Below are 12,850 nucleotides of genomic sequence, written 5' to 3' on the forward strand. Positions count from 1 at the left end.
GGTCAAGAGTGTGCATTTTTAAAAAGCGTGAAAAAAAAGGAAATTATTAGGATTTCCTCGAAAGCGATTGAGCTATTTTTATACCTTTGTCCAAAATTTGCAAATGTGAATCTAATCATAGATCAGGGAAATACGACGACAAAAGTTGCTTTATTTTGTCAAGATAAGTTAGAATATGTAATGACTGTTGTAAAGCCGGATAAGCGGCTTGTTGATACTTTGCTTGATAAATATCGGGTTACGTCGTGTATTTATTCTTCAGTGGTTGATGTCCCTTTTTGTTTTTTGGACTATCTGCAGGAAAGAATATCCCGGTTTTGTTTTTTAGATGCAGACACTCCTATACCTGTAAAAATCGAATACGGGACACCGACGACATTGGGACGGGACAGGATTGCAGGGGTGGTAGGCGCTTTTTATGAAAAACCGGATTGCGATATATTGATAATCGATGCCGGTACGGCGATTACATATGATTTATTGCTGAAACGAGGAGTGTTTATCGGAGGAAATATTGCTCCGGGTATCAGGATGCGGTTGAAAGCATTGAATCATTTTACCGGAAAACTGCCTTTGATTGAGAAAGTCGGAGATTTTTCGCTTATGGGTACGGATACGGAAACTGCGATACGTGCTGGAGTAATACAGGGAGTTTTATTTGAAATGGAAGGTTATATAAGGGAGCTTAAGGCTATATATCCGGATCTTTTGGTTTTTTTAACGGGCGGCGATGCTTTTTTATTGGCTGAAAGATTAAAAACTCCCATATTTGTGGATAAAAATATTGTATTAAAAGGATTAAACAGAATACTTTATTATAATGCTGAAAAATAAAATATCTATTGTCTTAATAGCGTTGTCCTTGTTAGGGGGAATGAGTAGTTTGGCACAGAATAACACGAATTCTCCGTATTCACGTTACGGGTATGGTATTCTGGAAGATAATGCGGTCGGTGCGAATCGAGGAATGGGCGGAGTCGGATATGGATTTCAAAGTGGACGACAGATTAATATAAAGAATCCGGCTTCGTATGCAGCGATGGATTCTTTAACATTTCTTTTCGACATAGGAGTCAGTTTGCAAAATACATGGATGAAAGAAAATTCCTTGAAAGAATCTGAAGTAAACGGAAACTTAGATTATGTCGCTTTGCAGTTCCCATTGGGGCGTCATATGGCGGGAAGTGCCGGATTGACACCATTCTCTTCGGTAGGATACAGTTTTGGCGGTTCGATTCCGAACGGTTCTTATACACAAGTCGGGGAAGGTGGTATCAGTCAGGCTTTTATCGGATTGAGCGGACATATCTATAAAGGCCTTTATCTCGGGGCTAATGTGTCATATCTTTTTGGAAATATAGAGCATACCACGACTTTGTTGCCTAAGGATAATACGATCGGAAGTATTTTCTTGAAAAAATTGCATGTTTCGGATTTTCGAGTTGAGTTCGGGTTACAATATACGCACAATATAAATAAGAAAAACCGGATTACCGTAGGGGCGGTTTATACTCCAGAGAAAAAATTGCTCGGCCGTACTTATACTTATGAGGAAATTTATTCTACAACTTCCGGGTCGACTTCTGTATCGAGATCAGATTCATCGAGTATAAAATCGAGATATTCTCTTCCTACCTCCATAGGTGCAGGTTTTACCTATGTATGGGATGAACGATTGACTGTAGGAGCTGATGTCACTTTTCAGGATTGGAGCAGTGTGAGGTATGACGGAGTGAAAGACAGTTTGAACAATCGTTTAAAAGTGGCCATTGGTGCGGAGTTTTTGCCAAATCCGATGTCGGGGAATTATATGAAGCGTATGCGTTATCGGTTAGGGGCATTTTATAATCATTCTTATCTCAAAGTCAAGGGATGTGATATAGATGAATATGGGATTACTTGCGGTTTCGGATTTCCAGTAAGACGAGATAAATCTATATTGAACCTTTCTTTGGAATATTTAAATAGGCAATCTACGCCGACATCATTTATTCGTGAAAACTTTTTAAGAGTTTCATTGAGTCTTACCTTTAATGAACTTTGGTTCTTTAAACGGAAATTTGAATAACCGTTGTTTTACAAAATACAGAGAGATGTTGTTCGATAAAAAGAATAACATCTCTTTCTGTTTTTTTATAAAAACAATAAAAAGAGAGATATTAATTGCGGCTCTGTAACTAAATATTTAATTTTGCCTTTAATATAAAGAACCGAAAAACAGAATGAATACGATTCGCAGAACTTTATTAGGATTTCCGCTTACCGGTATTGCGTTTGCAGTGGCATTTATCTTAATGTCCGTTTTTTTTAGTTCCTGTGATAAGAAAGTAAAAAATGAAGTGGTTAAAGCCTTTTCAGATCCGCATAAAGTTCCCTCGTTAAGTAGTTTCGATGTAACGACATTGATTTCGGATTCGGGAATTACTCGTTATCGTATCAAGGCTAAAGAATGGTTGATGTTTGAAAATGCGAAAGAACCGTATTGGTTATTTCCGCAAGGAATTTATGTGGAAAAATTCGATGAGAATTTTCATGTAGATGCTTTTATTATGGGAGATTCAGCTATTTTTTATAAATATAAGCAGCTTTGGGAACTCAGGGGGAATGTAAAGATGGCTAATTTGCAGGATGAAAGATTCTTTACCGAGTTACTTTTCTGGGATCAAAAAAAACGTGAGATATATTCGGATAGTGCCATTCATATTGAAAAAGTGGATCGCATAATAGAAGGGATCGGTTTTGTTTCTAATGAACCTATGACTCAGTACACGATACGTCGGACAACCGGAATTTTTCCAATGAAATCGCCTGCCGAAGAACAGCGGGGTGAATCGGACAGTTTAAAAAATGTGAGAGATACGAATGCTCGTCGTTATGCACCGCAAAAGAAAGGAGGAAAATCATGACTACGGTCTTTATGATAATTATTCCATTGCTGTTGTCTGCATTTTTTTCGGGCATAGAAATTGCATTTGTATCTTCAAATAAGGTCCGTTTTGAATTGGATATGAAGAAAAAGACGCTTCTTGGGCGTATTCTTAATTTATTCTATCATCATCAGGAAGAGTTCATTTCTACGATGCTTGTCGGCAATAACATCGCGTTGGTCATTTATGGCATCGGTATGGCCGATTTGCTCTCTCCGGTATTCTCCTTTATTTGGGATCAGGAGATATTTATTATATTGGGACAAACTGTCGTATCGACATTGATCGTTCTTCTGACAGCCGAATTTCTGCCTAAAACTATTTTTCGGATTAATCCTAACTTATCATTAAAAGTTTTTGCCATACCGCTTTATGTTTTTTATCTGTTGCTGTATCCGATTGCGAAATTTACATCATTGCTTTCATTCGGAATCTTAAAGATAGGAGGGGTTCGCATCGATCGGTCGGGGGATGATGGGACTATGAGTAAGGTCGATCTTGATTTTTTTATTCAACAAAGTATAGATAAGTCGCAGGGAGAAGCAGAAGTCGATACAGAAGTTAAAATTTTTCAGAATGCTTTGGACTTTTCTAATTTACGCATTCGTGAATGTATGATTCCCCGTACAGAGATTGTAGCGGTTGATATCGATATGTCATCGGAGAAGGATTTGGTTGCTCTATTTATTGAAACCGGACTTTCTAAAATTTTGGTTTATAGAGATAATATTGATAATGTATTGGGTTATATACATTCTTCCGAAATGTTTAAACAAGCAGCAGATTGGAAGTCTTATATTAAGCCTATATTGTTAGTTCCGGAGACGATGACCGCTCAGAAATTAATGAAAAATTTGATGCAACAGAAAAAAAGTATCGCTGTCGTTGTGGACGAGTTTGGCGGAACTGCCGGTATTGTGACGCTTGAAGATCTGGTTGAGGAAATATTCGGAGATATTGAAGACGAGCACGATACGTTGAATTATATTGCACGGAGAACCGGAGAAAACTGTTATGAGTTCTCAGGACGTGTCGAAATAGAAAAGATTAATGAGCTTTTTGATATAGGGTTACCCGAGTCTGATGAGTATATGACAATTGCCGGATATATTCTTTATCATTATAAAACGATACCTAAGCCCGGAGAAACGATTGAAATAGAGAATTATAAATTTGAGATATTAAAAGGAAATAGAACCAAAATAGAGTTGGTGAAAATGAAAATTGAGAACTAAAGGAAATTTTTGACTTTACGATATGTTTGTAAATGCTTTTTTTCGTATCTTCGTGCACTTACTTGGAAAATAATTTAAAAAAATATAAAACTAAAAACACAATCTAATAAATGGCTACGTTACAAAAAATCAGAGGTAAAGCCGGCCTTCTTGTCGGAGTGATCGGGGTGGCTTTACTGGCTTTTATCGTGGGAGACCTTTTAAATTCAGGTCATACTTTCTTTAACATGAACCGCAATAAAATAGCGGTAGTTAACGGTAAAAAAATTACTCCGGAAGAATTTCAGGCACAAGTTCAGACTCGTACCGAAGAGATGCAGAATATGTATAGAAGACAATATGGCATGTCTCTTCCCGAAGGTGCAGCTTCTCGTATAAACAAGGAAGTATATGATCAGATGGTGCAGGATATTTTGTTAACGGATGCTACTGCCGAATTGGGCCTTACGGTATCTAAAGAAGAGTTGGCCGATTTGTTGCAGGGAGATAATATCGTGCCTATGGTAAAACAACAATTTACCGATCCTCAAACCGGAGTTTTTAATAAAGACTTGTTGTTGAATTTCTTGCAAGTGGTCCTTAATGAGGATGAGTCGAATCTTAATGGAGAAATGGCACAACAGCTCAAAGCTCGACGCGAGGCTTGGTTAAATATTGAAAAGACAGTGAAACAACAACAGCTGGTCGGAAAATATTTTACTTTGTTGTCAAAATCTATGGCTCCGAATAAGCTCGATTTGGAAGCTGCTTATAACGGTGCTAAAAATAGTGTAGATTTTGCGTATGCAGAACAATCTTATACTTCTATACCCGATTCTACGGTAGTTATCAGCGAATCTGAGTTGAAAAATCTATACAACAAGCAGAAAGAAAACTTTAAGCAGGATGAAAAGCGTGAAGTAAAATTCTTTGCAGTAGATATAGTTCCGAGTGAAGGTGATTATAAGATGACCGAAGAAAAGATTAATAACCTTAAAGAAAATTTTTCTACGACAGACGATATTGCCGGAATGTTGAGTTTTAATACGGATGTTCCTTATGTAGACGCATACGTTGCTCAGAGAGACATGGATCCGGAAATGAAAAAATTTGCAGAAACAGCTCAAATAAATGAAGTTTATGGTCCTGTTTTTGAAGATGAGTCATATAAAATGTATCGTTTGATAGGTAAGAGCGTAGCTCCTGACTCAGTGAAGGTACGTCATATTATGTTCCCTCTTCAGGCAGATGCAAAAGTTAAAGATCAGATGGACAGTGTTTTGACTGTTTTGAAAAACGGCGGAGATTTTGCTGCTTTGGCAAAACAATTCTCGGTAGATCAGAATTCTGCTGCTAATGGTGGTGATCTCGGCTGGTTGACAGAAACTTCTGCTGTACAATTCGGACAGAAATTCGTTTCTTCTGTTTTTAATGGAGGATCAGGATATTTTACTGTGGAAACGCCGTATGGACAGCATATTATGCAGGTAACTGAGCGTACAGCTTCTGTTCCTAAGGCTAAGGTGGCACAATTGGTTCTAAAGGTACGTCCGAGTTCAGAGACTTATAGCACATTATATAACAAGGTAAGTTCTTATATCGCTGAAAACGGGAAATTAGAATCATTCGAGAAAAATGCAAAGGATAAAGGTTTCTCCTTGAATACGGTTGAGTTGACTCCTGAAGATATTAGCGTAGGTATGTTGAACGACGGGCGTGAAATCGTGAAATGGGCTTATAAATCGGATAAAGGTGATATTTCAGAAATTTTCAATATAGAAAATAAGTTTCTGGTAGCAGCTCTTACGAATGTAACCCCTGCAGGTTATGCACCGTTAAAAAGTCTCGAGAGCTATCTTAAAATGCAGTTGTTGGCTGATAAAAAGGCTGATATGATTATGAAGTCATTATCTGAGAAATCACCGAAGACTCTTGATGCCTATGCTTCGGCTATGAGTTCGAAGATCGATACGGCTAAGTTTGTAACTTTCAACACTTCTGTAATTACAGGTATCGGCCGTGAGCCGGCATTGTGCGGTGTAGCTCCTTATGCTTCGGTGGGACAATTACAAGGTCCTGTCAAGGGGAATAATGGAGTGTATGTATTGGCTGTAACTAAGAAAGATGAAAGTTCTGTTCCTATGAATGCCGAAATGGAAAAACGAAAATATGAACAGATGATGTATTCGATTCTTTCCAGTCAGATTATGGAAGTTATGAAGGATAAAGCCGATATAGAAAATAACCGTGTAAAATTTTTCTAAATTGATGATGATAAAATAAAAAGGGAGGATGATGAGTCCTCCCTTTTTGTTTTATTCTTTTGATTAAAGATTTCTGTATATTCCGTTGTGATCTTTATACTCTTTGTTTATTTTTGTACTAAATAACGAAACGAGTGGAAAAAAAATATTTGGCAGGGAAAACATTAGATGAACTTAACGGGATCGTTGCCCGTATGGGAATGCCCCGTTTTACAGCTGGGCAGATTGCTGCATGGCTATATGAAAAACGGGTTCGGAATATAGATGAAATGACAAATTTATCTAAACAGAATCGTGAACGTCTCGCAGCTGAGTATGAGATAGGCTATTCTGTGCCCGTGGAGGAAATGCGTTCGGTGGACGGTACTGTCAAATATCTTTTTAAAACGACTTCCGGAAACTTTGTCGAGTCTGTATATATTCCTGATCGGGATAGGGCGACGCTATGTGTGTCATCTCAGGTAGGATGTAAGATGAATTGTTATTTTTGTATGACCGGTAAGCAAGGGTTCAATTCCCAGCTTACAGTTCGTGAAATTATGAATCAGATTATTTCTATACCGGAAAGTGCCAAGTTGACAAATTTGGTATTTATGGGGATGGGAGAGCCCTTGGACAATTTGGATGAAGTAATGACGGCTTTAACAATTTTGACTGCAAAATGGGGATTTGCTTGGAGTCCGAAGAGAATAACAGTTTCTACGATCGGAGTAAAACGAAACTTGACCCGTTTTTTAGAAGAAACGGATTGTCATTTGGCTGTAAGTTTGCATAACCCTTTTCCGGAGGAACGCTTGTCTATTATGCCTGTACAGAAAGCATATCCTATTGCAGATATAATATCACTGCTCCGGAATTATGACTTCAGTCATCAGCGCAGGCTGTCATTCGAATATATCATGTTCAGTGGTTTTAATGATTCCCTTAAACATGCGGAGGCACTGGCAAAATTGTTAAAAGGATTGGATTGTCGGATAAATTTGATTCGTTTTCATGCAATTCCGGGAGTAAACCTTAAAACGTCAGTTGAATCGGATATGGTTATTTTCAGGGATTATTTGAATCGCAAGGGATTTACTTGTACGATACGTACATCGCGAGGTGAAGATATATTCGCTGCCTGCGGAATGTTATCGACTGCAAAGAAAGGCGAGATCGGCAATAAATGCTGAAAGAGCTTATATATTATGACCGTGTAGAGATATTATGTTAAAATAATTGCTTATCTTAGAGCATTGAATTAGGCAAGTATAATCTAAAATAGTATTTGTCTGTTTTATATAAAGAATAAAAACTCATGGAACAAGATTATAAGATCAAGGTAGGAATTACTCAAGGTGATATAAATGGAGTCGGATATGAAGTTATTTTGAAAACATTGTCAGACCCTCGTATAACAGAAATGTGTACCCCTGTGGTATATGGCTCTTCGAAAGTGGCGGCCTATCATCGTAAGGCATTGGATTTGCCGACTATTAATTTCAATATTATTACCAATGCCGAGCAGATTTCGGACATGAAGTTGAATATGATCAACTGTATCGATGAAGAAGTAAAAGTCGAATTGTCAAGACCAACGGCTCAGGCAGGTGAAGCGGCTTACCGGGCTTTGGAGAGTGCTACGAATGACTTAGAAAACGGGTTAATAGATGTGTTGGTGACAGCGCCTATTAATAAACATACGATCCAGTCCGATAAATTTGAGTTTCCCGGGCATACCGAATATTTGGAGAAAAAATTAGGAAAAGGCAAAAAATCTTTAATGATATTATTGAATGACATTTTGCGTGTAGCTTTAGTGACAGGGCACATTCCTTTATCTGAAGTACCTTCTCGGATTACCAAATCGGATATTGTACAGAAATTGCGTATTTTCAATCACTGTTTAAAGCAAGACTTCGGTATTGTAAAGCCTCGTATTGCGGTTTTGTCATTGAACCCGCATGCCGGAGAAGACGGACTTCTTGGAAATGAAGAAAAAGAGATTATTATTCCGGCATTGAAAGAGGCCGAAGAAATGGATATTCTTTGTTTCGGGCCTTATGCAGCTGATGGTTTCTTTGGTTCAGGTCATTTTTCTAAGTTCGATGGTGTTTTGGCTATGTACCATGACCAAGGGCTTGCTCCGTTTAAGACTTTAGCGATGGAAGATGGCGTAAATTATACTGCCGGGCTACCTTTTATACGCACTTCGCCGGCCCATGGTACAGCGTATGATATTGCCGGAGAGAATAAAGCTTCGGAAGAGTCGTTCCGGCATGCTCTTTACTTGGCATTAGATGTTTTTGCTTGTCGCAATAATTATCGTCAAATGAAAGCTAATCCTCTTCGTCGTCAATATTTTGATAAAAGTGGAGACAATGAAGTTCTTGATCTTAATGCTCCTTAGAAGGAGTGATTTGTCTGGAGTCTCAACCTTCCTGATAGGGGTAATATTTTGTCAGATTTTTTCAAACTCTTTTCCTGTTTTTTATTTGTTAGATAGCTTGTTATTGCTTTCATAAGTATTTAGAGGCGATAGCAGGGAGGGGGGGGGAAATGTGTTTATATTTTCGGACAGATAAAATCTACAATATCATTAGTTAATAATTCTTTTGTTAATAGAGAACTGATAGATGTGTGAAATTCAGAGATTGTTTTGATTAAAAGAATATTCCTTCAGAGCCAATCTGAATTTTGCTCGGGTAAGGTTTTGGAGTTTTTTCGAGTATGTTTTGTCGTTTTTATGAGGAGGATAGCGGGCTATCTGATGAGTGAAGAAGGGAAAACAGACCGGAAGAAAGCGCAAAGATGACCTGATAGTATTTTTATTGGAAAAATTAGATAGTCTCCAAAACAAAAATGGAGTCGAACGGTTACATATATAAATAAGGGAGGTCTTGGAAAAGATGGAAATAGAAATTTTGTTGTAGATAAGAATATTGAGAAGACCTGTATTTGTAGATGTTTATTATATCGTGTTTAAATCGGACACTCTTGTCAGTTGCATTTAAATAGAATTATTGTGTACGGTGTATAACTGTGCTACGAAGGGAGGGATATGAAACAAAACAGACATCAGAACATTATGTTTGAGGCAGCATTGAAACCGATCGACACTGATCCTGTAGATTTATTGTTTTTTCGTCCTGTCGGATACCGTTGTGCTTTGTTTTTCCATAAGTTAGGCTTGTTGCCCAATACTATTACAGTTGTTTCCATATTATTGGGAATATCTTCAGGATTCTTTTTATATTTTGAGGATATATGGTATAATATAATTGGAATATTATTATTGTTTTGCACACATCTTTTGGATTGTACGGACGGACAATTAGCACGAATGATCGGACGTTATTCTCGGTTAGGACGGATTTTAGATCATTTGAGCGGGTGTGCCTGGTCTGTTTCTGTTTATATGGCGTTATGTTTACGTTTGATGAATTCAGGTTGGGATTTTTCTGTCTTTTTTTTAGCCTTGATTACTGGATATTTTCATTTTAGGCAAGCTTCTGCTATCGATTATTATCGTAATTTTTATTATCTTTTTTCACGGAAAGAATTAGTTTGTGAATTTGAATATAAGACGCAATTGCACTTGAAGTATAAACGATTGAGTTGGAAGGCTGATTTTTATAGGAAATTTTTTTTGTCTTTCTATCTTCAATATATGGTTTATCAAGAAAGATTTACTCCGGATATGCAAGAGTTGCGTCGGTTATTAAAGAAACGGTTTGGCAATGATATTCCGGATTGGTTGAGGATACAATTCGAAGAAAAAAGTCTTCCGTTGATGATGTATAGTGGTATGTTATCTTTTAATATACGTATTATTACCTTGTTTATTGCTGTTTTGTTTGATGCTCTGTGGATTTATTTTCTGTTCGAACTTACGATATTGAATGCAATATTGTTCTACCTGATATACAGACATGAAAAAGTTTGCCGTTATTTTATTGAAAAGTTGAATCGAATATAGCTTTCAGATTTTAAACACAACCAAAGAGTTCGTTCGTTAGGTATAGAAGTGTGTTTAAAAAATTGCTTTTAAGAATCTTAATATATGTGGCTTTGTATCTTTTTAAAAAGTCGTATCTTTGTGGAAAGTTTACGGATCGGAATAAATTGAGTGTCCGACAAATATTTAACCGAAATAAAGTAAAGTATTAAGGATGGGAAAAGTTTTAATTATAGGAGCCGGCGGAGTAGGTACGGTAGTTGCTCATAAAGTAGCGCAAAATCCGGATGTTTTTACAGAAATAGTGTTGGCAAGCCGGACGAAATCGAAATGCGATGCTATTGCAGAGGCAATCGGTAGTGACCGGATAATCACAGATCAGGTAGATGCCGATAATGTAAACGAATTGATAAAGTTATTCAATACGCATAAGCCGGATATTGTAATTAATGTTGCACTTCCTTATCAGGATTTGACGATTATGGATGCTTGTTTAGCTTGCGGTGTAAATTATTTGGATACGGCAAATTATGAGCCGCTTGATGAAGCTAAATTTGAATATAAGTGGCAATGGGCATATCAGGAACGTTTCAAAAAGGCGGGATTGACAGCTATTCTGGGTTGCGGTTTTGATCCGGGTGTATCGGGTGTATATACGGCTTATGCCGCAAAGCATTATTTTAAAGAAATGCACTATCTGGATATTGTCGATTGCAATGCCGGAGATCATGGTAAAGCTTTTGCGACAAACTTTAATCCGGAAATTAATATTCGGGAGGTTACGCAAAAGGGAAAATATTATGAAAACGGCAAATGGATTTATACAGAGCCTCATGAAATTCATAAACCGCTGAATTACCCGAATATAGGTCCGAAAGAATCGTATGTGATTTACCATGAAGAATTGGAGTCGTTGGTGAAAAATTATCCGACATTGAAACGTGCGCGTTTCTGGATGACTTTCGGACAGGAATATCTGACTCATTTAAGAGTAATTCAAAATATAGGAATGGCGCGTATCGATCCTATTATGTATAATGGGGTGGAAATTGTTCCGATACAATTTTTGAAAGCAGTGCTTCCTAATCCTGGAGAGCTCGGTGAAAATTATGTAGGTGAAACATCTATCGGCTGTCGTATTAAGGGTATTGATAAAGAAGGTAAAGAGATGACCTATTATGTCTATAATAATTGTAGCCATCATGCTGCTTATCTCGAAACGGGAGCACAAGGAGTCAGTTACACTACTGGAGTTCCGGCTATGATAGGTGCAATGATGTTCTTAAAAGGTCTGTGGAAAAAGCCCGGAGTCTATAATGTAGAGGAATTCGATCCCGATCCGTTTATGGAACAGTTGAACAAGCAAGGATTGCCTTGGCATGAAATATTTAATGAAGACTTGGAAGTCTGATTGACATTCGTTTTTGAACGATTATATATTGAATTATTGTCATTCTGGAGAAGATACCGGAATGACAATATTATTTTTAGAGCCTGTTCGATCTTTGTATAAACCTTTTTTATTACTTTCGAGATTTTGATGAGAGACAGTTACCAATCTATTTTTCGTAGCCCTTTTTGTTTTAAATAAGTTATTAGTTCTTGAGGACGATCAGTCTGAATTATTGTTGCTTTATTTTTCAGAACCCATCCCCAACTATTATCCGGATCATTGACTGCTTTTTCATCATCATGTCCTCCGCATAGACTTTCCCATAAGGTATTGATCCATATCCGACAATTCGATTCGGCTATCTTATCGATATAAGATAATTGCTCGAAATCATCGGTTTTAAAACCTATTTCCATTGCTATCGGCTGAAAATCTTTTAAAAAAGAATCGATATATGGAATAGCTCCGGATGTATCTAAATCGACAATAGGCATATATATAATATTTTTGTACAGAGACAATTTCTTTTTTACATCATTCACAGAACCGCGTCCTTTTAAAATGATGTAGTTTTCCATCCCGGCTTCTTTTATAATGGGTTCAATGTCTGATAAATAATTCTCACCTTTATCAATATTGACAAGAATTTTCCCTTTACAGGCTGATAATGCCTCTTTTAAAGTCGGGATAGTTTCCTTAGAGAGCTCTCCGCTATTGTAACGTAGCTTGAAGTTCTTGAGTTCTTTTACCGTATAGTTATTTATATATCCTTTTCCGTTTGTCGTGCGATCTATACTATTGTCGTGCATTAAGACAAAATCTCCGTCTTTAGTCTTTTGTATATCTATCTCGACCATATCTGCTCCTATCGATATAGCACTTTTGATTGCTGCAATAGAGTTTTCCGGGGCATGTCTCCAATCACCCCGATGAGCAACGACAAAAATATAATCGGGTTTATTGCTTTTTAGAATAGACAATAATGCTTCTGTCCGATTATTGGCCGTAACGGTAAGATTTAAGAGTATAAGATAAAATAATAAGTGATATTTTTTCATCAATTGAAAATATGAATTATCGATTAGACAATGCAAAATAGCGAAAATCCGAAAGAG

The 12,850-nt window shown here is 37.2% G+C and carries 10 protein-coding genes; 9 read left to right on the top strand and 1 reads right to left on the bottom strand.

The features are described from left to right. The first annotated feature begins 105 nt into the window (after nt 1-105). The 9 genes from AC1WHX_RS05990 (at nt 106) to AC1WHX_RS06030 (ending at nt 11,753) form a co-directional block, all read left to right on the top strand. Nucleotides 106-834, top strand: coding sequence for a type III pantothenate kinase (locus AC1WHX_RS05990; RefSeq protein WP_031258515.1), 729 nt, complete (start codon nt 106-108; stop codon nt 832-834). Beyond that, nucleotides 821-2,068, top strand: coding sequence for a BamG family beta-barrel-assembly machinery protein (bamG, locus tag AC1WHX_RS05995; RefSeq protein ID WP_122337878.1), 1,248 nt, complete (start codon nt 821-823; stop codon nt 2,066-2,068). The genes AC1WHX_RS05990 and bamG overlap by 14 nt, the downstream gene beginning before the upstream one ends. 154 nt (nt 2,069-2,222) lie before the next feature. After that, nucleotides 2,223-2,906 carry an LPS export ABC transporter periplasmic protein LptC gene (lptC, locus tag AC1WHX_RS06000; protein WP_270213930.1) on the top strand — a complete coding sequence of 228 codons (684 nt, stop codon included), beginning with the start codon at nt 2,223-2,225 and terminating at the stop codon, nt 2,904-2,906. Continuing rightward, the gene (locus AC1WHX_RS06005; protein WP_270213931.1) at nt 2,903-4,162 is read left to right on the top strand and encodes a hemolysin family protein; all 1,260 of its coding nucleotides are present in this window, start codon (nt 2,903-2,905) and stop codon (nt 4,160-4,162) included. The genes lptC and AC1WHX_RS06005 overlap by 4 nt, the downstream gene beginning before the upstream one ends. Before the next feature lie 110 nt (nt 4,163-4,272). Then, on the top strand, nt 4,273-6,405 hold the full coding sequence (locus AC1WHX_RS06010; protein WP_122337876.1) for a peptidylprolyl isomerase: 2,133 nt from the start codon (nt 4,273-4,275) through the stop codon (nt 6,403-6,405). A gap of 134 nt (nt 6,406-6,539) precedes the next feature. Then, nucleotides 6,540-7,577: a dual-specificity RNA methyltransferase RlmN gene (rlmN, locus tag AC1WHX_RS06015; RefSeq protein WP_022390662.1), complete on the top strand. Its 1,038-nt coding sequence runs from the start codon at nt 6,540-6,542 to the stop codon at nt 7,575-7,577. A gap of 125 nt (nt 7,578-7,702) precedes the next feature. Continuing rightward, complete coding sequence (pdxA, locus tag AC1WHX_RS06020; protein ID WP_481228989.1) at nt 7,703-8,794, top strand: 4-hydroxythreonine-4-phosphate dehydrogenase PdxA; 1,092 nt, start codon at nt 7,703-7,705, stop codon at nt 8,792-8,794. Nucleotides 8,795-9,445: 651 nt separating this feature from the next. Further along, the gene (locus tag AC1WHX_RS06025; RefSeq protein ID WP_122337874.1) at nt 9,446-10,363 is read left to right on the top strand and encodes a CDP-alcohol phosphatidyltransferase family protein; all 918 of its coding nucleotides are present in this window, start codon (nt 9,446-9,448) and stop codon (nt 10,361-10,363) included. A 193-nt stretch (nt 10,364-10,556) separates the two neighbouring features. After that, nucleotides 10,557-11,753: a saccharopine dehydrogenase family protein gene (locus AC1WHX_RS06030; protein ID WP_302545395.1), complete on the top strand. Its 1,197-nt coding sequence runs from the start codon at nt 10,557-10,559 to the stop codon at nt 11,751-11,753. 140 nt (nt 11,754-11,893) lie between these two features. On the opposite strand, the gene AC1WHX_RS06035 is transcribed toward AC1WHX_RS06030, so the two are convergent. Further along, nucleotides 11,894-12,850, bottom strand: a 957-nt coding sequence (locus AC1WHX_RS06035; RefSeq protein WP_481228991.1) for a glycerophosphodiester phosphodiesterase family protein, incomplete at its 5' end; no start/stop codon positions are given.

Source organism: Coprobacter sp. (genome assembly GCF_982436375.1).